Annotated in this window: 20 protein-coding genes and 1 pseudogene; 9 read left to right on the top strand and 12 right to left on the bottom strand. The window is 71.7% G+C overall.

Going from position 1 to position 19,070, the window contains the following annotated elements; genetic code table 11:
* Position 1: 1 nt before the first annotated feature.
* From MKW14_RS09665 to MKW14_RS09645, 5 genes and pseudogenes are all read right to left on the bottom strand, one after another.
* The gene (locus tag MKW14_RS09665) at positions 2-394 is read right to left on the bottom strand and encodes a VOC family protein (protein ID WP_240861097.1); all 393 of its coding nucleotides are present in this window, start codon (positions 392-394) and stop codon (positions 2-4) included.
* 150 nt (positions 395-544) lie between these two features.
* On the bottom strand, positions 545-1,450 hold the full coding sequence (locus MKW14_RS09660) for an aldo/keto reductase (protein WP_240861096.1): 906 nt from the start codon (positions 1,448-1,450) through the stop codon (positions 545-547).
* 40 nt (positions 1,451-1,490) lie between these two features.
* Positions 1,491-1,637 (bottom strand): annotated as a pseudogene (locus tag MKW14_RS09655) (phospholipase); the annotation flags it as partial.
* Between the two features lie 186 nt (positions 1,638-1,823).
* Positions 1,824-2,099, bottom strand: coding sequence for an SHOCT domain-containing protein (locus tag MKW14_RS09650; protein ID WP_240861094.1), 276 nt, complete (start codon positions 2,097-2,099; stop codon positions 1,824-1,826).
* Between the two features lie 121 nt (positions 2,100-2,220).
* On the bottom strand, positions 2,221-2,664 hold the full coding sequence (locus MKW14_RS09645) for a DUF6325 family protein (RefSeq protein WP_240861092.1): 444 nt from the start codon (positions 2,662-2,664) through the stop codon (positions 2,221-2,223).
* A 140-nt stretch (positions 2,665-2,804) separates the two neighbouring features.
* Here MKW14_RS09645 and MKW14_RS09640 point away from each other — a divergent pair, with 140 nt between their 5' ends.
* Positions 2,805-4,103 carry a hypothetical protein gene (locus MKW14_RS09640; RefSeq protein ID WP_240861090.1) on the top strand — a complete coding sequence of 433 codons (1,299 nt, stop codon included), beginning with the start codon at positions 2,805-2,807 and terminating at the stop codon, positions 4,101-4,103.
* On the opposite strand, the gene MKW14_RS09635 is transcribed toward MKW14_RS09640, so the two are convergent.
* The gene (locus tag MKW14_RS09635; protein WP_240861089.1) at positions 4,084-4,755 is read right to left on the bottom strand and encodes a GAP family protein; all 672 of its coding nucleotides are present in this window, start codon (positions 4,753-4,755) and stop codon (positions 4,084-4,086) included. The genes MKW14_RS09640 and MKW14_RS09635 overlap by 20 nt on opposite strands.
* Positions 4,756-4,984: 229 nt before the next feature.
* Between MKW14_RS09635 and MKW14_RS09630 the strand changes: the two genes are divergently transcribed.
* Complete coding sequence (locus MKW14_RS09630) at positions 4,985-5,911, top strand: YhjD/YihY/BrkB family envelope integrity protein (protein WP_240861087.1); 927 nt, start codon at positions 4,985-4,987, stop codon at positions 5,909-5,911.
* A gap of 23 nt (positions 5,912-5,934) precedes the next feature.
* Here the strand turns inward: MKW14_RS09630 and MKW14_RS09625 are convergent, their stop codons facing one another.
* The 3 genes from MKW14_RS09625 to MKW14_RS09615 all read right to left on the bottom strand — a co-directional run bounded on the left by MKW14_RS09625 (position 5,935) and on the right by MKW14_RS09615 (position 9,201).
* Positions 5,935-7,224 carry a chloride channel protein gene (locus MKW14_RS09625; RefSeq protein WP_240861085.1) on the bottom strand — a complete coding sequence of 430 codons (1,290 nt, stop codon included), beginning with the start codon at positions 7,222-7,224 and terminating at the stop codon, positions 5,935-5,937.
* 430 nt (positions 7,225-7,654) lie between these two features.
* Positions 7,655-8,851 carry an RNA polymerase sigma factor gene (locus tag MKW14_RS09620; protein ID WP_240861083.1) on the bottom strand — a complete coding sequence of 399 codons (1,197 nt, stop codon included), beginning with the start codon at positions 8,849-8,851 and terminating at the stop codon, positions 7,655-7,657.
* Complete coding sequence (locus tag MKW14_RS09615) at positions 8,851-9,201, bottom strand: YciI family protein (RefSeq protein ID WP_240861081.1); 351 nt, start codon at positions 9,199-9,201, stop codon at positions 8,851-8,853. Before MKW14_RS09615 ends, MKW14_RS09620 begins: the two co-directional genes overlap by 1 nt.
* 99 nt (positions 9,202-9,300) lie before the next feature.
* Between MKW14_RS09615 and MKW14_RS09610 the strand changes: the two genes are divergently transcribed.
* Complete coding sequence (locus MKW14_RS09610) at positions 9,301-10,356, top strand: acyl-CoA dehydrogenase family protein (protein WP_240861080.1); 1,056 nt, start codon at positions 9,301-9,303, stop codon at positions 10,354-10,356.
* Positions 10,357-10,419: 63 nt separating this feature from the next.
* Positions 10,420-11,340, top strand: coding sequence for a class I SAM-dependent methyltransferase (locus MKW14_RS09605; protein WP_240861078.1), 921 nt, complete (start codon positions 10,420-10,422; stop codon positions 11,338-11,340).
* A 6-nt stretch (positions 11,341-11,346) separates the two neighbouring features.
* Here the strand turns inward: MKW14_RS09605 and MKW14_RS09600 are convergent, their stop codons facing one another.
* From MKW14_RS09600 to MKW14_RS41520, 3 genes are all read right to left on the bottom strand, one after another.
* Positions 11,347-12,492 (bottom strand): LLM class flavin-dependent oxidoreductase, encoded by a 1,146-nt coding sequence (locus MKW14_RS09600; RefSeq protein WP_240861076.1) that lies wholly within the window; start codon positions 12,490-12,492, stop codon positions 11,347-11,349.
* Between the two features lie 48 nt (positions 12,493-12,540).
* Positions 12,541-13,095, bottom strand: a complete 555-nt coding sequence (ssuE, locus tag MKW14_RS09595; protein ID WP_240861074.1) for an NADPH-dependent FMN reductase — start codon at positions 13,093-13,095, stop codon at positions 12,541-12,543.
* Positions 13,096-13,289: 194 nt separating this feature from the next.
* Positions 13,290-13,373, bottom strand: a complete 84-nt coding sequence (locus MKW14_RS41520; protein WP_374116550.1) for a putative leader peptide — start codon at positions 13,371-13,373, stop codon at positions 13,290-13,292.
* A 146-nt stretch (positions 13,374-13,519) separates the two neighbouring features.
* Here MKW14_RS41520 and MKW14_RS09590 point away from each other — a divergent pair, with 146 nt between their 5' ends.
* The 5 genes from MKW14_RS09590 (at position 13,520) to MKW14_RS09570 (ending at position 19,031) form a co-directional block, all read left to right on the top strand.
* Positions 13,520-16,234, top strand: a complete 2,715-nt coding sequence (locus tag MKW14_RS09590) for a winged helix-turn-helix domain-containing protein (RefSeq protein ID WP_240861072.1) — start codon at positions 13,520-13,522, stop codon at positions 16,232-16,234.
* A 136-nt stretch (positions 16,235-16,370) separates the two neighbouring features.
* Positions 16,371-16,568, top strand: coding sequence for a DUF8691 family protein (locus tag MKW14_RS09585; protein ID WP_240861069.1), 198 nt, complete (start codon positions 16,371-16,373; stop codon positions 16,566-16,568).
* Between the two features lie 229 nt (positions 16,569-16,797).
* Positions 16,798-17,232, top strand: coding sequence for an SHOCT domain-containing protein (locus tag MKW14_RS09580; protein WP_240861067.1), 435 nt, complete (start codon positions 16,798-16,800; stop codon positions 17,230-17,232).
* On the top strand, positions 17,229-17,651 hold the full coding sequence (locus tag MKW14_RS09575; RefSeq protein WP_240861065.1) for a DUF7144 family membrane protein: 423 nt from the start codon (positions 17,229-17,231) through the stop codon (positions 17,649-17,651). The genes MKW14_RS09580 and MKW14_RS09575 overlap by 4 nt, the downstream gene beginning before the upstream one ends.
* 39 nt (positions 17,652-17,690) lie before the next feature.
* Positions 17,691-19,031 (top strand): diacylglycerol/lipid kinase family protein, encoded by a 1,341-nt coding sequence (locus MKW14_RS09570; protein ID WP_240861063.1) that lies wholly within the window; start codon positions 17,691-17,693, stop codon positions 19,029-19,031.
* Positions 19,032-19,070: the final 39 nt, after the last annotated feature.

The following is a 19,070-nucleotide window of genomic DNA, read 5'->3' as shown; positions in this document are numbered from 1 at the left end:
GTTACGCGGCGGGCTGGAGCAGGTCCCAGCGGTTTCCGTACAGGTCCTGGAAGACGGCGACCGAGCCGTAGGGCTCGTGCCGCGGCTCCTCCAGGAAGGTCACACCGGCGGCGAGCATCCGGGCGTGGTCGCGGGCGAAGTCGTCGGTGTGCAGGAAGAAGCCGACGCGCCCGCCGGTCTGGTCGCCGACCCGGTCACGCTGCGCCTCGCCCTTGGCGCGGGCGAGCAGCAGGCCGGCGCCCTGGGCGTCGGCGCCGGGAGCGACGACGACCCACCGGGAGCCGTCGGGGCGCGGTGCGTCCTCGACGAGCCGGAATCCGAGGGCCTCGGTGTAGAAGCGGATCGCCTCGTCATAGTCGTCGACGACGAGGGTGACCAGGGCGATGCGACTCATCGGGGCCTTTCGGGGTGAGCGGTTGACGGGTGAGGTTATACGTAAAACCCCGGGAGCGCCAGTCGGCGCCGAAGGGGCCCTCCGGCCGTCCCGGCCCGCCTTCGCACGACGGGCCGGGAGGCACCCGGTGGGTACCGGTGCGACGGGCGGTCAGTCGCTCTGTCCGCGCAGGGCGCCCAGCCGTCGTACCTCCTCGTCCGTCAGCCGCAACGCGCCCGCGGCGACGTTCTCGACGAGGTGGTCGGGGTTGCTCGTGCCCGGAATGGCGAGGACCTGCGGGCCCTGGTGCAGGGTCCAGGCGAGCCGGACCTGCGCGGGACTGGCGCCATGGGCCTCGGCGACGGCGCGTACCGCGGCGTCGTGGTCGTCGGCGGCGGCGCGCGGACCGCTCTTGCCGGCGACGGCGTAGAACGGCACGAAGGCGATGCCCTGCTCGCTACAGAGGCGCAGGACCTCGTCGGTGACGGGGTTCGGGTCGTCCAGCGCGTACCGGTTCTGCACGCTCACCACGGGCGCGACTGCCTGCGCCTCGGCCAGGTGCCGGGGTTCGACGTCGGACAGGCCCAGGTGCCTGATGAGGCCCGCCTCGCGCAGTTCGGCCAGGGCGCCGAAGTGCTCGGCGACGGACTCCTGCCGCATACGGCGCAGATAGACCAGGTCGAGGTGGTCGCGGCCGAGCTGGCGCAGGTTCTCCTCGACGTGGCCGCGCAGCTGGTCGGGCCGCGCGGAGGTCCCCCACTCGCCGTGGTAGTCGCGGAAGGGGCCGACCTTGACGGCGATGAGGAGGTCGTCGGGGTACGGGGCCAGGGCGCTGTTGATGATCTCGTTGGCGGAGCGTAGCTGGGAGAAGTAGAAGGCGGCGGTGTCGATGTGGTTGACGCCGAGCTCGATCGCCCGGCGCAGGACGGCGATCGAGCGGTCCCGGTCGCTGGGCGTGCCGAGGTGGAAGGCGGCGCTGCCCGTCAGCCGCATGGCTCCGAAGCCGATGCGGTTGACGGTCAGGTCGGCGAGTTTCCAGGTGCCCGCGGCGTCCGCGGTGATCGTTTCGGAGGTCATCGGCGGAGTCTCGCACACCCCCTGTGTTCCGCCGTTCGTTTTACGGATACGTGGACGAGTTGTGGGTGTCGACGGCCGAGGCGGGGTCGCCCAGGTCGTAGCGGTCCACGGCAAGGAGGTTGGGCTCCTTGCGGGCGGCAGGCCGGCAGAACCACTGGGCGCGGTCGGCGAGTTCGGTGTTGTCCGTGCGCGGAACACGGCCGCACCAGGCGAGGGGCACGGCCGCGGTGGGGGGTTGCGGGGCCCACTCAGCTCCTTTGGTCTGTACCAGTCAAGGGTGCAGACCAGTCAACCCTGCGCCTTGTCCGCAAAGCGCGCGCAGAGGACGGACCCCGGTGCGCAGGCACCGGGGTTCGGGGGTCGTGGTGGACCGTCAGGCGAGCAGGCGGCGCTTCTGTTCCTCGAACTCGGCCTCGGTCAGGACGCCTTGGGCCTTCAGGTCGCCGAGCTGCTTGAGCTGGTCGATCTTGTTCGTCATGTCGTCCGCGGTGGATGTGGTGGGCGCGGGCGGTGGCGCCTGGTAGGCGGACTGCTGCTGGGCCTGCTCCGCCCATCGACCCTGCTGGCGGCGTGACACCCGATTGGAGACCGCGGTCGCCGTGCCCGCGACCACGGCGGTACGCGCGATTCCGCGAAGTAGACCTGGCATGGAGATCGCCTCTCACCCGAAGTCGACGGAAGACACCATGTCCATTGCATCATCACCCGTATGGGGCGGCATCCTGGCCGTGCGTACGACGTGCGCGTTCACCGGCCCCGCGGCTCTCCGCTCACGACGCGGCCTCGGCTGCTTCGAGGGCCGCGAGGACGGCCTGCACGTTCAGGCGTCCGGAGGCGACGAGCTGCGCGCCACCGCGTCGCAGGGCGCTCGCGAAGGGCGCCGCCCACAGGTTCTCGTAGACGATGAGACCGGCCGAGTTGCCCGGCTCGACGGCCGCGGCCGCCTCTTCCAGATCGTCCTGGCCCAGCAGGTCGGAGCTGGCGCCTTCGAAGACGGCGAGGTCGAGACGGCCGTCACCGGTGAGGTCGGCGATCTCCAGGGCGGTCACCGAGCCGTCCTCGTCCTTCCTGATGAACCTCAGGTCCAGGATGCGGATGATGCCCCGGTCCACCAGATCCACCAGCAGCGGGAGGCCCTCGCCCGTCATGTGGTTGCCGGGGAACTCCACCACCACGTAGTCGATGGGTCCCATGTCGTCGAACTGCTCGCTCATGGTGGTCACCTCTGGCAGGCGTGGACTCCCCCTGCTGGCTATTCCATCACCGGACATGGACCGGCGCACCTCGTGCCCGCGTCACTCCTCCGGTCCACCCCGGCTCGCCCGGTCGGCTCGTGCGGGATCTCCTCGGAGGCATGACGAGCAGCGACACGCCCCCATCGGACCGCCCGAACGACGGTGAGCTGGAGGAACTGCGGCGCCGGGTCAGCGAGCTGGAGAGCGGTCGGCGCGAGCCGAAGCACCGGCTGCGGGCGCTCGGTTCGACCCTGCTGATCATTCTGGCGTCCCTGCTGGCCCTGCTCGCGGTGGTCGCGGTCTGGGCGAACAGCATCATCCGGGACACCGACCGCTACGTCGCCACGATGGCGCCGCTCGCGTCCAACCCCGACGTGCAGCAGGCGGTGACCAACCGGGTCACGGACGCCGTGCTGCAGCGGGTGGACGTGGACGGTCTCGTCAAGCAGCTGAGCGACGCGGCCGCGCAGAAGGGCGTGCCGCCGAGGGTCGCGACCCTGGTCGGCAACCTGGACGGACCCATCACCAACGGTCTGAAGACCCTGGTGAGCACCACCGTGCAGCGGGTCGTCTCCAGCCCCGCCTTCGCGACCGCCTGGAAGAACGCCAACCGTCGGGCGCACAGCGCCGTGAACAAGGCGCTCACGGGCAACAGCGACAGTGTCGTCCAGTTGAAGGACAACGCGGTCGCCATCGACGTGGGGCCGATCGTGGACCAGGTGAAGCAGCGTCTGGTCGCGTCGGGACTGGGCGTCGCGTCGCACATCCCGTCCGTCCACACGGACTTCGTCGTGGTCCAGGGCAAGGACGTCGGCAAGGTCAAGACGTATCTGCGAGTGCTGCAGATCGTCGGCGACTGGCTGCCGATCATCGCGGTGCTCGTCGCCGCCGCCGGCGTGTTCGTGGCAACCCATCGCCGGCGGGCGCTGATCGGGGCCGCGATCGGGTTCTTCCTCGCGATGGTGCTGCTCGGTGTGACGCTCACCGTCTTCCGCGCGGTGTACCTGGACCATCTGCCGCCGGGCACCAACTCCGGTGCCGCGGGCGCCGTCTACGACGCGCTGGTGCGGTTCCTGCGCTCCAGCGTGCGGGCGGTCGGGGCGCTGGCCCTGGTCACGGCCATCGGCGCGTTCTTCATCGGCCCGTCCCGCCCCGCCGTCTTCACCCGGCACTTCTTCAGCAGGAGCATCGGCGCGGGGCGGGACGCGTCCGTCTCGGCGGGGCTGCGGCTGGGTCCGGTGGGCCGGTTCGTGCACCGCTTCAAGAAGTGGATCGGAGCGGCGATCCTGGCGGTGGCCGCGATCGTCCTGTTCACCTGGAGCTATCCGACCACGGCGGTGGTGATCTGGACCGCCCTGATCGTGCTGGCCGCCTTCGCCGTCCGCGAGTTCCTGGACGTCAGGACGTCAGCTGACTGATGCTCCTGCTCACCAGGAACAACCCGGCCACCAGTGCCACGGCCACGAGCGCCTGCTCCTGATGGGTCTCGATCCAGGTGCGCAGCTTCCCGAGGCGCTCCCTGGCCGAGTCCGGAGCGAACGTCGTGTAGACCTCCATCGCCAGCAGACTGCTCGTGGCGAGCAGGCAGTACCCGAACAGGGCCAGATACGACGATGCGTGGGACAGGTCGGCGCTGACCACCGTCGCCGCACCGGCCGCCACGAGCCCCCAGGGCTGGAGCAACGGAGCCATCCCCGCCGCGCCCCACAGGGACAGCCGGTCGAGCCGCGTCATGAACCCGCCGCCGGACGACTTGTGCCGGTGCCGGTGCCGCTCGTCCTTCCTGTGCCGCGACCGATGGCGGTGCCAGCCGTACCCGACGAGCCCCAAGCCGATGGCGAGCTTGACGGAAGAGGAGGCGGTGGAGGGCGGGGACTTGGGAGCCGGCGGTTCGCCGCCGGTGGTGAGCAGGACGGCGGCCAGGACGGCCACGAAGCAGGCGAGCCAGGCCAGGATGAAGACCAGGCCTTTCCAGACACCGCGATCAGCCGACAGCACCAGGACGAACGCGGTCACCGACAGGGGGAACACGGCGATCGCGAGGCCGATGAACACCAGGTCAAGCACCATCGCGGCCCCCGCGTCTTCCTGCCCGCCCGGACGGGGAACGGCTGTCGCCCATGACCTCAGTCTCACCGCTGGACCCACGGCTCACCATTCGCCGACGACGGGGCGGCTCACGCGATCGCGTGAGCCGGGACCCTCGTTTCCCGCTGCTCAGGCCGTTTCGTTGACCCGTTCGGCCCCGTGTCGTGCTCGTGCCGGGGCCAAGCGGTGACAGGAGCGGCACGCTGGCAGCATGCAGCCAGGGACAGGGACCGGAGGAAACGGCCCGGACCGCCCGTCGCGGCGGGAATCCGTCGCCTCGACGCGGGCCCGCCTGACGGGTCTGCGGGCCCGGGCCGAGACCCGCTTCCCGGTGATCACGCATCTGCTGTCGCATCTGATCTCGGTGAACGTGCTCGACTCGGCGACCCGGCTGGCCGCCCAGACGTTCCTCACGGCCGTCCCGCTGCTGTTCGTGGTGGCCTCCGTCGCCCCACCGGCCCTGCGTGACCAGCTCGTCCACTCCGTGCGCGACGCCTTCGGACTGACGGGAAGCGTGAACGCCGAACTCGACAAGGCCGTTCAAGGCACTGGTGACCCCTCCGACGAGCTCCGGCAGACCACCGGTGTGGTCGGCGGGCTGATGGTGCTCATCTCGGCCACCGCGTGCAGCCGTGCCATGCAGCGGATGTGCCAGCGTGCCTGGAGCCTGCCCAAGGCGGGTGCGCGGGTGGCTGCCTGGCGCTGGGTCGTCTGGCTCGCGGCCTGGCTGCTGATGTTCGGAGTGCAGGGGACCCTGCGCGACGGCTTCGGCCTCGGTCTGTGGCTCGGCGTGCCCCTGCTGCTGATCGCGGACGTCGCCATCTGGTGGTGGACGCAGCATCTGCTGCTGGTGGCGCGCGTGCCGTGGCTGCCGCTGCTGCCGGGCTCGCTGCTGACCGGAGCGGCCCTGAGCGTGCTCACCTCCTTGGCGCCGCTGTACGTGCCGCGGGCCCTCAACCACAGCCTGGACAAGTACGGCTCGCTGGGCGCCGTCTTCACCCTGCTGTCCTGGCTCATCACGCTGTGCGTGGTCGCGACCCTGTGCGTCACGGCCGGCGCCGTCATCGCCCGCGAACCGTGGGCGGCCCGCCGTCTGGGCACGCCCGGGCTGCCGGACGCGCCGCCCGACGACACATAGCGACGGTCCGGGGCGAGAGGGCGTCAGTGGGCCGGTTGTTCGGCCGGTTGTCCGTCGGCCGCCCGGAGGCTCGGGCCCTGTGGCAGCGTCTGGGTGACGACGAACGACACGACGGCGGCCAGCACGACGAGGGCCACGGTCTCCACGTTGCCCAGCAGCAGTACGACCAGGACGACGCCGCTCACCGGCAGCCGCAGGGCCGCGGTCACCGAGGCCGCCATCCCGACCGCCATCGCCGGGACCAGTCCCAGTCCGGGCAGCGGTGCCAACAGGACTCCGGCCGCCCCGCCCAGGAACAGCGCGGGAAACACGGGGCCACCGCGCATGCTGCCCAGACACAGCGCGTACGCCAGGCCCTTGAAGGCCAGGACGGCGATGAGCGCGCCCACCGGCCAGGCGTGCGGGTCCTGTGCCAGCCGGGCCAGCGTGGCCTCCCCGGACAGGGCCGCCTCGGCCGGTGAGCGTCCCGTGGCAAGTGCGTAGAGGGTGACGCTGACCCCGGCGCCGAGCGCGCAGAGGGTCGTGTTCCGCACCGTCCGGGTCGCCACGAAACGGGCCGCGAGCCGCCCGCCCACGAAGGTCCAGTGGACGAGGAACGCCAGGGCGGGCGCCAGCACCAGCACCCAGAGCACGTCACCCCAGTCGAGTGGCGGCGGCTTGGGCAGGCCGATGTTCAGGCTCCCTGTGTCGAGGCCGGTCCAGTGGACGAAGCCGGTGAAGATCAGGTCTCCCACCCCGCTGGCCAGCAGGGCCGGCAGCATCACCGCGAACAGCTGCGGCCCGCCCACCCCGGCGACCTCCATCAGCAGCACCGCTCCCACGATCGGGTTCCCGAAGAGCGCGGAGATGGCGGCCGCCGCCCCCGCCGCGCCCAGCAGCGCCGTACTCGCCTCGGTCCGCGGCGCGCGGACCAGGCTCGCGAAGAGCACTGCCAGTCCGCCGCCCATCGCGATCAGCGGCGCCTCGGGTCCCAGCACGACGCCGAGGGGCAGACCGACCAGGGCGGCGATCAGGACACCCGGCAGCGCCTTGCTGGAGACGCCTCCGGCGTGCAGGCCCCCGGCGGGAAGGTGTCCGCCACGGCCGGGAAATCGGGCGACCACCAGGCCGACGACGAGGCCGGCCACCGTCAGCAGCGGGAGCGCCCACCACCAGGGCGCCTGTTTCCAGCCCAGGTCCTTGGGCCAGGTCGTCCAGAGCAGCTCTTCCAGCTGGCGCAGGGCCACCAGGAACCAGAACGCGATCAGGGCCACCGGAACACCGATCAGCCCGCAGAACACCAGGGCCTTGCGGTACTCCGGCCGGCCCAGCATGGTCCGCAGCAGATCGGCTTCCGGAGGCTGACTGCGCGCCGCGGCCCGGGAGCGGCCCTCCGACGTCGTTCCGGTGATGGGTCCTCCCGATGTCGGCGCCACCCGCGGTGGCCGCTCCCACTATCGCCATATATCGGGACGAACATACCCATGGAAGACAGTCCGGGCCACAGGTCCTAGCCCGTGTCAGCGCTCGTCGGGCTCACCGGCTCCGGTGTAGGCGGCGATGGTGCGGTCCGCCGCCGCGCGCGCCGTCTTCTCGTCCTCGCCGCCCGCGAGGTTCGCCGCGTACCGACGAATGCGCCAGCTCCGGCTCCGCCGGAGCAGACGCGGCGACGCTCCGCGTCGCCACCATCAGATTCGGGCTCGGGTGTATATGCCAACCTTTCATACACCAAAATAAATTCCGCCCGCGAACGGCGCCCTCCCGTCACGTCCGCAGGAGTTCCCGCCGACGCCGTTCCAGGAAGGCGCGCTCCGCCGGGCTCTCGGCCCGCTCGACGGCCGTCTCGTACGCCCGCACCGCCTCGGTGTCGCGGCCCAGCCGGCGCAGCAGGTCGGCGCGGACCGCGTGGAAGACGTGGTACCCGTCGAGGTCCAGGGCGTCGACCAGGTCCAGCGCCCGGCGCGGTCCCTCGGTCTCGGCCACCGCGACCGCCCGGTTCAGCGCCACGACCGGGCTCGGGGTGAAGGCCGTCAACTGGTCGTACAGGCTGAGGATCTGCCCCCAGTCGGTGGCCTCCGCGGTGGCCGCGTCGCTGTGGACGGCCTGGATGGCGGCCTGGATCTGGTACGGGCCGGGCTGGTTGCGGCGCAGGCAGCGGCGTACGAGGGACTGCCCCTCGGCGATCAGCTCCCGGTTCCAGCGGGCGCGGTCCTGTTCGGGCAGCGGCACCAGTTCGCCGTGCTCGTCCTGGCGGGCGTCCCGGCGGGAGTCGACGAGGAGCATCAGCGCGAGCAGGCCGACGGCCTCGGGCTCGTCCGGCATCAGGTCGGTGAGCAGCCGGCCGAGGCGCAGCGCCTCCGACGTCAGCTCGGGTGTGCCCTCGTAGCCCTGGTTGAAGATCAGGTAGACGACGGCCAGGACGCCCTGCAGCCGGTCCGGGAGGTCGGCGTCGCGGGGTAGGCGGTACGGGATCCGGGCGTCGCGGATCTTGGCCTTGGCGCGGACCAGGCGTTGAGCCATGGTCGGTTCTGGCACCAGGAAGGCGCGGGCGATCTGGGGTGTGGTGAGGCCGCCGAGCAGGCGCAGGGTGAGGGCGACCTGCGCCGGGGTCGCGAGGGCTGGGTGGCAGCAGGTGAAGATCAGGCGGAGCCGGTCGTCGCGCACGGGGCCCTCCTCGGCCGGTGCGTCGGGCGTGTTGAGCAGGGTGGCCTCGGCCTGTCGCTCGTCCCGCTTGGCCTCCCTGCGCAGCCGGTCGATCGCGCGGTTGCGGGCGGTGGTGATGATCCAGCCGGCCGGGCTCGGCGGCACGCCGGTCTCCGGCCAGCGCTGCACGGCCGTGGCGAAGGCGTCCTGCACCGCTTCCTCGGCGAGGTCGATGTCGCCGAGGAAACGGACGAGGACGGAGACCGCGCGACCGTACTCGGAACGGAAGACGGCCTCGACGTCGACTGCGTCGGCCACTAGTGGCTGTCCACGAAGGGGCGGACCTCGACCGGCAGGCCGATGGCGCGGACCGCCTTCCGGCCCCACTCCAGGGCCGCGTCCAGGTCGTGGGCCCGGATCAGGCTCAGTCCGCCGAGGTACTCCTTCCCCTCGGCGTAGGGACCGTCGCTGACCAGAATGTCGGCGCCCTTGGGGCGCAGCACGGTCGCCGTGTCCGGGCTGTGCAGGCCACCGGCGAAGACCCAGGCGCCGGCGTCGCGCAGTTCCTGGTTGAAAGCCTCGACGTTGCGCATGATCTGCGCCATCTCGTCGGGCCCGGGCGGCGTGCCGTCGGTCGGGGTGACCACGCTGAGCAGGTAGTACGTCATGACGGCCTCCTGGGCGTCGTAGCTGTTCTCTCACCTCCTACACGAACGGCACGCCCCCGGATCGACACCGCGCACGGCGAGATCGGGAGAATCTTTTCCATGACCGCCGCACCGCACCCGCTCATCGCCACCGCCCAAACCCTCGCGGACGACCTCCTCGCCCCGCGCGCGGAACAGGTCGACCAGGACGGCGTGCCCGAGAGTCACATCGCGGCGATCAGGCGGTCGGGGCTGCTCGGCGTGAGTGCGCCGCAGGAGTACGGCGGCGCGGGCGCCCCCGACGCGGTGGCGCGGGAGATCATGGAGATCCTCGCCGGGGCCTGCTGCTCGACCTGGTTCGTGCAGACCCAGCACCACACACCGGTGAAACTGCTGGCGCAGTCCGAACTGCCCGTCAGGGAGCGGCTGTTGCGGCCCCTGGCCACCGGGGAACTGCTGGCGGGCATCGCCTTCGCGCACGTACGTGCCTTTCCTCGGGTCCCGGTCCGCGCGAGCGCCGAGCGCGGCGGCTGGCGCTTCGAGGGGACGGTGCCCTGGTACACCGGCTGGGGCCTGAACGACGTGATGCTGCTCGCCGGGGTGACCGGCACGGACGAGGTGGTGTTCGCCTTCACCGAGGCGCGCGAGCAGCCCGGGCTGCGCCCGTCGCCGCCCATGCGGCTGGCGGCGCTCACCGCCGCCCGTACCGTCTCCCTGGAGCTGGACGGGCTGTGGCTGCCCGAGGAGTCGGTGGTGCTGCGCACCCCGCAGGAGAAGTTCGCCCTGGTGGACCGGCCCCGCAACACCAACGCCTCCCCCGCCGTCTTCGGCGTGGCGTACGCGGCGCTGCGGGTGCTGGAGGAGGCCGGGGAGGCGGAGACGGCACGGACCCTGCGCGGACGCCTCGACGAGCTGCGGCGACAGGTGTACGCCCTGGCTGAACACCCGGTCCCGCACGAGCGCGTCGAGGAACGCCTGGCGCTCAAGACACGGTCGTACGACCTCATGCGCGCGGCGACGACAGCGGCGATCGTGGCGGGCGGCGGGCGCGCCATGGATCTGGCCGGGACTGCCCAACGCCTCGCCCGCGAAGGGATGTTCCTCCTCGTGCAGGGTCAGACGGCCGAGGTGCGCCGGGCCCATCTCGACGCTCTGGCCGCGCCCTGGGCCGACTGAGCTGTTCACCGGACATTCAGTCGGCGGCCACTTTCTCCGGCGCCGGATGAGCAGACTCGTTCCATGGCGATCGCACAGTCAATCGACAAGAACCCCGCCGAGCTCAAAGACGTTCCCGGCTGGTTCCCTCCGCTGGACCAGCTCCTGTTCACCTGGTTCCTGGAGCGGCAGGAAAAGGGCGGCTTCCGGGGCGATCTGGTGGAACTCGGCGTCTACATGGGCAAGAGCGCGATCCTGCTCGGCCAACACCGGCAGGACGACGAGGAGTTCACGGTCTGCGACCTCTTCGGCGGTGAGGCGCCGGACGGCGCCAACCAGGCCGAGACGGCGAAGTCGTACTCCTCCCTCACCCGGCAGGCCTTCGAGCGCAACTACCTCTCCTTCCACGACACCCTCCCCCGGGTGCTGGAGGCCCCGTCCTCGGTGATCTCGGCGGAGGTGAAGCCGGGCACCTGCCGCTTCGTCCACATCGACGCCTCCCACCTGTACGAGCACGTACGCGACGACATCGGGGCCGCCCGCGACCTGCTGCTGCCCGAGGGCATCGTCGTCCTCGACGACTTCCGCTCCGAGCACACCCCCGGCGTCTCGGTCGCCACCTGGGAGGCCGTGCTCAACCGCGGACTGCGCCCGATATGCCTCAGCACCCAGAAGCTGTACGGCACTTGGGGCGATCCCGAGCCGGTGCAGGAGGAGCTGCTGGCGATGCTGGAGGAGCGGACGGACATCGGGCTGAGCGTGCAGGACGCCGCCGGGCACCGGCTGGTGCGCACCCGCGCCAACAAGGGCATGCAGGCCCCGCCCTTCCCGCACTCCCGGCACTACGCACCGCCCGAGCCGCAGAAGCCGGCGGCCGCCCCCGGCGCGCCCCCGGTTCCCGCTCCCCGCCGACCGCGCTCCCGCGCCCGCCGCATAGGCGTGGACCTGATGCCCCCGATCCTCACACGGACGGTGCGCCGGGCCCTGGCCAACCGCTCCCGGTAAGGCGCCTCAGCTCGCGAACGGCACCTGGGCCGACGGTGTCGTCGCGCTGCCGGACGGGTGCCGCCACAGTCCCTGGGCGGCGAGGCGGGGCAGCACCCCCTCGCCGAACCAGTACGCCTCCTCCAGGTGCGGATAGCCGGAGAGGACGAACTCGTCGATGCCCAGGGCGTGGTACTCCTCGATCCGCTCGGCGACCTCGTCATGGCTGCCGACCAGGGCGGTGCCCGCGCCGCCCCGCACCAGGCCGATGCCGGCCCACAGGTTGGGGTGGATCTCCAGGCCGTCCCGGTTGCCGCCGCCGTGCAGGGCGAGCATCCGCCGCTGTCCCTCGGACTCGCTACGGGCGAGTCCGGCCTGCACCGACTTCACCGTCTCGGGGTCGAATCCGTCCAGCAGGCGGTTCGCCTCCGCCCACGCCTGCTCGGCGGTGTCGCGGGTGATGACGTGCAGCCGGATCCCGAAGCGCAGGGTGCGCCCCTCCTGCGCCGCGAGCCCACGGATCCAGGCGATCTTCTCGGCCACCTGCGCGGGCGGCTCGCCCCAGGTGAGGTAGGTGTCGACGTACTTCGCGGCGACCTGTCCGGCGATCGGCGAGGATCCGCCGAAGTACACCTCGGGGACGGGATCGGGCAGCCGGGCCAGTCTGGCGTCCTCGACCTGGAGGTGTTCACCGCGCAGGTCGACGGTCTTGCCCTCCCACAACCCCCGTACGATCTCGAGGAATTCGCCGGTGCGGCGGTAGCGGTCGTCCTTGTCGAGGAAGTCCCCGTAGGCCCGCTGCTCGTGGCTCTCGCCGCCGGTGACGACATTCAGCAGCAGCCGCCCGCCGGACTGCCGCTGGAAGGTGGACGCCATCTGCGCGGCCAGCGTCGGCGAGACGAAGCCGGGTCGGAAGGCGACCAGGAACTTCAGCCGCTCGGTGTTCTGGCTGACCATGGCGGTGGTCAGCCACGCGTCCTCGCACCACGCACCGGTCGGCGTGAGCGCACCGACGAAGCCCAAGTCCTCGGCGGCACGGGCGATCTGGCTCAGGTAGGCGACCGTCGGCGGCCGGTCCCGGCCGGAGGCGGTCGCCGGCGTGCCGTGGCCGCCACCGACCACATGGCGGCTGTCGCCGTTGGTGGGCAGGAACCAGTGGAAGGTGAGGGACACGGAATCTCCGATCAGGGTGCGTGGGAGAACAGCGGCCGATGGTGGGAGTCAGCCGGCCGCGGCCAGCAGCCGCGGACTGCCCAGGGCCGTCGAGAACTGGTCGACCACCTGGGTGAGCGCCTCGGTGGCGGGAGGCACGACCGTCAGCGAGCCGTCCTCGTGCACGGTGATGTCCTTGTCGAGGGTGAACCAGCCCTGCACGATGTGGGCGGCGCCCATGGAGGACAGCACCGGCCGGAGCGCGTAGTCGATGGCCAGGACATGGGCGGTGGAGCCGCCGGTGGCCAGCGGCAGCACCGTCTTGCCGGCCAGCGCGTACTGCGGCAGCAGATCGAGGAGCGCCTTGAGGACACCGGAGTACGACGCCTTGTAGACCGGGGTGGCGACGACGACGCCGTCGGCCCGCTCGAACAGCTCGGTCGCCTCGACGATGGCGGGGTGCCGGAAGTCCGCGCCCAGCAGCGCCTCGGCCGGCACGGTGCGCACGTCGAGCGGGATCACCTCGTGGCCCTGGGCGGTCAGCCGCTGGTCGAGGTGGCGCAGCAGTCGGTTGGTGCGGGAGGAGGCGGAGGGGCTGCCGGAGACGGACAGGACGGTGGCCATGGGTCCTCTTTCGGGGATGCGCGGGAGTGGCGCCGGGATGCGCGGGAGGAGCGCCGGGATGCGCTCTTGTGCGAGCGGAGGCCAAGAATTTCCGGGCACGCGGAATTCGAGAAAAGCGCCGTTTCAGCGCAGGCGAATGTGCGGTGAATTCAAGCGCGGGAAGAGAGAAAACGCGGCGGATCCAGGAATGTCGATCAGGCCGCGACGCAACAGGAGGCGCTGGAGACGCGTGCGAGGTCGACATGGCGTCGCCGCGTGAGATCCAGTCGCGTGTTCATGTCGACGATCGTGGCAGCCGGTGGCGAGAAGCGTCAAGGAAAGCCGGAGTGATCTCGTATCGCGGACCCGGGCCGTTCGGCCCTGTGATGGGGCCATCGGGCCCGGTGTGCCAGGCGCATGTGCGAGGAAAATGGGATGCTGAGCGATGGGAAGCGCCGCCCATGACCTGACTCACAGTGGTGGTGAGAGCGCCGTGGCTGCTACCGAGGACCAACCGGTTTCGACCGGACAGTGCGTCGATCCGCTCGGGGACCCCTTCTTGCGTACACGTTTCGCCCTGCCCGCGAGACCTGGCACCTTCCTGCCGCGACACCGGCTCAACCAGCACCTGGACCAGGCACTGCGAACACCGCTGGCCATGGTCAACGGCCCGGCCGGTGCGGGCAAGACGCTGCTGGTCGCGGACTGGGCGGCCGGTCTGGAGCAGCCGGTCGCCTGGCTCACCGTCGAGGCGGAGGGCAAACGGCCCGGAATGTTCTGGGCGTACTTCCTCCAGGCCGTACGCGCCGGCGGCAGGACCCTGCCCGAGGGGGTCGGAGGTCCCACCGACGCGGACCACGTGGACCAACGGGTGCTGTCCGCGATCGCCGAGAATCTGGAAGCGGCCGGTCCGGCCCTGACCGTCGTACTGGACGAGTACGAGCGCGTGACCGCGCCGGAGATCGCGGACCAGCTGGAGTTCGTCCTCCGGCATGCCGGGCAGGGTCTGCATCTGGTCCTCGTCACCCGCACCGAACCGATGCTCTCGCTGCACCGGTACCGGGCCGCCGGCGAACTGACGGAGATCCGTGACGCCGAGCTGGCCTTCACCCCCGAAGAGGCCGTCGCACTGCTGGACCTGCACGGTCTGACGCTGTCGCTCGCCGCCGCACGCGCCCTCGTGGAGCGCACGCGCGGCTGGGCCGCCGGGCTGCGGCTGTGCGCCCTGGCGGCGCGGGAGAGCCCGGACCCGGCGGCCTACCTCAAGGAGTTCGAGGCGGACCGCAGCACCATCGCCGACTACCTGCTCGGCGAAGTGCTCAAGCGGCAGCCCGAGCAGACGCAGGACCTGCTGCTGCGCGTCAGCGTGCTGGACCGCTTCTGTCCCGATCTGGTGAACTCGCTGACCGGTCGCGACGACGCCGAGCGCATACTGACCGACCTGCACCGGGACAACGCGTTCGTGGAGCGGCTCGGGCACTCGTGGTTCCGTCTGCATCCGCTGTTCGGGGAGATCCTGCGGACGTATCTGCGCGTACACCGTCCCGGTCTGGAATCCGAGCTGCACCTGCGCGCCGCACGGTGGCTGCGACAGGCGGGCTCGCTGCCCGAGACCCTCGCGCACGGGGCCGCCGCCGGCGACTGGGACTTCACCGCCGGCGCCCTCGTCGACGACCTCGCCATCGGGCAGTTCTTCACGGGGCTGGGCTCCGACGACCTGACCGGGCTCTTCGCCGAGATGGGCCCCGAGGCCACCAGCCCCGCCACCGACCTCGTACGGGCCGCCCGTGACCTGGCCCGCAGCGACTTCCAGCACGGCCTGGCCCATCTGCGCGACGCACGGGCCCACCCGGCCACCGACGCGGGCGATCCGGCGGCCGTCCAGCTGAGCTGCGCACTCCTGGAGGCGCTCGCGGCCAGGCTGACCGGCTCGCCCGCGCTGGCGGAGCGGGCCGCCGAGACGGCCGAGGACGTGCGGCCGGAACTTCCCCCGCACCTGTTGGACAAGCACCCCGAACTCCCCGCCCTGCTGCTGACCCATCTCGGCTCCACACGTCTGTGGGCCGGGAGGTTCGAGGACGCCCGAGTCGCGCTGTCCCAGGTGGTCGGCGCCCCCGGCAGGGCCTCCACCGTGCTGGCCCGAGAGGAGTCGATGGGGCACCTGGCGTTGATCGACTATCTGAACGGCTGGCCGGCCCAGGCCGAGCACAAGGCTCTGGAGGCGGTGAGCGAGACGGAGCGCTACGGCCTCTCCCCGCCCTCCGGCTCCGGGATCGGGCAGGTGGTCCTGGCCGCCGTCGCCGTCGACCGCGACGAGCTGGGCCGGGCCGAGGCACTCCTCGACGAGGCCGCCGAGCTCTCCGTCGCCCCGCACGACCCGGTGACGGCCGCCGGACGGGCCATCGTGACGGCCCGGCTCCAGCTCGCGCGGGGCAACGCTCCGGCCGCCGTCAAGGCGGCGGACCCGGACGTCTCCGCCGCCGTGGCCTCGCCGTGGGCGGACAGCCACGAGACGCTGGTGACGTCGGCCGCCCACCTGGCCGAGGGCCGGCCCGAGCAGGCCGCCGACATGCTGCGGCAACTCGCCGACGACCAGCCGTCCTGCGCCGTGGAAGCCGCGCGTATCCAACTGGCCGTGGGCAACGAGGAGGCGGCCGTCGACCTTCTCGACCGCGTCCCCGCGGCCGGCCGGCCCGGCCCGGCGGTGACCGTCCGGGCGACTCTGGTCAGAGCCCAGGCCGCGGATGCGGCGGGGGACGCCGACGCCGCCCACCGACTCGTCGCCCAGGCCCTCCTCGACGCCCGGCGCGAGCAGTTGCGGCGCCCCTTCCTGGACGCCGGTCGGTGGATCCGCCCGCTCCTGGTCACGGCACCGCTGAACGAGCTCGCGGCGGGATGGCTCACACCCGGTTCCTCGACGCGCACGGGACCGGCCGGGTCCCAGCCGCTCCCTCTGCCGATCGTCGTGGAGGACCTCACCACCCGTGAACTCGAAGTGCTTCAGCGCCTTGCCCAGATGATGTCGACCCAGGAGATAGCCGCGGATCTGTACGTGTCGGTGAACACGGTCAAGACCCACCTGAAGAGCCTGTACCGGAAGCTGGTGGTCAACCGCCGCAGCGCCGCGGTACGCCGGGGCCGGGAGATGGGGCTGCTGTGACCGTGCCGCCCTCGGACGACCGGCGGTCGGGACGACGGTTCACCTGTGCAGGGTGAGGCCGGGTGGGCCGAACGGCCGGACGATCTCAGTACGGGGCGCAGACCGCCGCACCAGGTCGCTCGCGGGAGCAAAGCCCATGCGCTACGAGATCCGGGTCGAGGGACACATGTCGGAGACGCTGGCCAAGGCCTTTCCGGAGCTGGAATACGTCCTCATGTCGGGCCAGACGGTCCTGTTCGGTTCCGTCGTCGACGAGGCCCAGCTGTTCGGGCTGCTGGCCCGCTGCCAGTCGCTGGGCCTGCGGGTCCTGGAAATGCGGCAGACGCCCGAGTGAACGAGCCCGGCTCACAGCCCCGACCACGGAGGGCTGCGCGAACTCGGCGACCACCCGGTCGAAGCGGTCGCTGCCGCCGAGCCCGGGCGTCATGGGCGGCCCGGGCACCTCGGCGGCGACCTGACGCTCGCGTTCACCCGCACCGGGTGAGGCCGTCCGCCTCTTGCCGTGCGCACGCTGAGAAGGCAGAGACAGGCGGCCGGGCGGCCGCCCGGGACGGAGGAGAGCCATGAGCACGCCGACGTACCTCGCGTACGACTATCCGCTGCTGAGCGCCTTCTGGTCCATGCTGATCTTCTTCCTGTGGATCATGTGGTTCGTCCTGCTCTTCCGGATCGTCGTCGACGTCTTCCGCGACGACGACATGAGCGGCTGGGCGAAGGCCGGCTGGCTGGCGCTCGTCATCCTCCTGCCCTTCCTCGGGGTGTTCGTCTACGTGATCGCCCGCGGCAGGAGCATGGGCCGCCGTGAGGTGGCACAGGCACAGGCGCAGCAGCGGGAGTTCGACTCCTACATCCGCAGGACCGCGGGAAGCGGCGACGGGTCCAGCAGCGTGGACGAACTCGCCAGGCTGTCGGAGATCCGCGCCCGCGGCGACATCACCGACCAGGAGTACGCCAGGGCCAAGGACCTGGTGCTCAGTGGAACGAGGTACTCAGGATGACCGCCACGCACACCGCACACGCTCCCTCGACGAAGCAGAACTGGGCCGCCGGCCTGACGGCCTTCGCCGCCGTCATGCTGACGATCTCCGGACTCCTCGCCATCTTCCGGGGGATCATGGCGATCGCCGAGGACGACGTCTTCGTCAACACCCGCAACTACGTCTTCCAGTTCGACCTCACCGGCTGGGGCTGGGTCCACCTCGCCCTGGGCGTGGTCGCCGTGATCGTCAGCATGGGGCTGTTCGTGACGTCCACCTGGGCGAGGGTCGCCGGGGTGGGTGTCGCCGCCCTCGTCATCATCGCCAACTTCCTCTCGCTGCCGTACTACCCGGTGTGGTCGGTCGTGATGATCGCGATGTCGGGGTTCATCATCTGGGCCCTGTGCGTGGTCCGGCGGGACGACGCCTCCGCGATGTGACGGACAGGTGAGGACATGGGTCGGCACCGCGGCTCGGGCATGAGTACGAGGCCCGCGGCGGACCCGCCCTCCGGCAGTGTCCTCAGGGCACGGGTCGCGCTGCTCGCACTGCTGGGCAGCGTGCTCGTGCCGCTGATCGTCGCCGGTCTGCGCAGCGTGCTGTGGGCGCTGGTCGGGATCGCCGGCCTGGCGCTCGCCGCCGTCGGGGTGTGGTGGACGCTGGCCCACACCGGTGTGCTGCGTGTCCTCGGGGTGGTGCTGTCGGTGACCGCGCCCCTGGCCGTGCTCGCGCTCTACGCGTCATCCGGCATGCTGTGGCCCGCCTGTCTGTCGCTGGCCCTGTGGGCCCTGGCCGTCGCCGCCGCGCACACCGCACTGGCACCCTCGCACGCCACTCGGCCCCCGAGGTCGGCCGAGGCCCCGCAGCGTCCCTGGATCCTGATGAACCCGCGGTCCGGTGGGGGCAAGGTGGAACGGTTCCATCTCGCCGACAAGGCGCGGGCGGCGGGCGCCCGGGTGGTGCTGCTCGAGGCGGGGCAGGACGTCGTGGGCCTCGCGCGCCGGGCCGTGGCCGAGGGGGCCGATCTGCTGGCCGTGGCGGGCGGTGACGGCACCCAGGCGCTGGTGGCCGAGGTGGCGGCGCAGCACGACGTGCCGTTCGCCGTGATCCCCGCCGGCACCCGCAACCATTTCGCCCTCGACCTCGGCCTGGACCGGGAGGATCCCGCCGCGAGCCTGGAAGCGCTCACCGACGGCGTGGAACTCCGCGTCGACCTCGGGTTCGCCGCCGACCGGGTGTTCGTCAACAACGCCTCCTTCGGGACCTACGCGTCCGTGGTCGCCGACCCCGCCTACCGGGACGCGAAAGTGCACACCGCTCTGCAGACCCTTCCCGAACTCCTCACCGGCAAGGACGCGCCGGTGCTGCGCATGCGGGCCGGGAATTCCGATGCCGAGGGCCTCCAGGCACTCCTGGTCAGCAACAACCCGTACCGGCGCGCGGTCGACTCGGCCCATCCGGGACGCCGGGAACGGCTGGACTCGGGGCGGCTCGGCGTGCTGTGCGTCCGCGTCGGCAACACCGCCCAGGCGGCCCGCCTGGTGCGCGGCCCGCGGTCCGGGTCGGTCATACGGCTCGACGCCGAGGAGGTCGTCGTCGAGGCGGACGCGGACGCCGTGGCGGTCGGGATCGACGGAGAGTACGTCACGCTGCCGGCACCGGTGGTGTGCCGGTCCGCCCCCGCGGCCTTGCGGGTGGTCGTGCCACGCCATCGCCCCGGTGTGCCGACGTCCGGCGGACCGGCGGACTGGCCCCGCGTGGCAAGGCTCGGGTTGGGCCGCCTCGCGCCACACCGCCACCGGGACGTGCCCGCCACCTGAGCCGGCTCGGCCGGGTGGTCCGCAGGTCGGCGTCGATCC

It is taken from the genome of Streptomyces gilvus, from assembly GCF_022513565.1.
GTDB classification, from domain to species: Bacteria; Actinomycetota; Actinomycetes; order Streptomycetales; family Streptomycetaceae; genus Streptomyces; species Streptomyces gilvus.
Note: the sequence above shows the minus strand (reverse complement) of the source record. Positions and strands in the feature narration are given on the sequence as shown.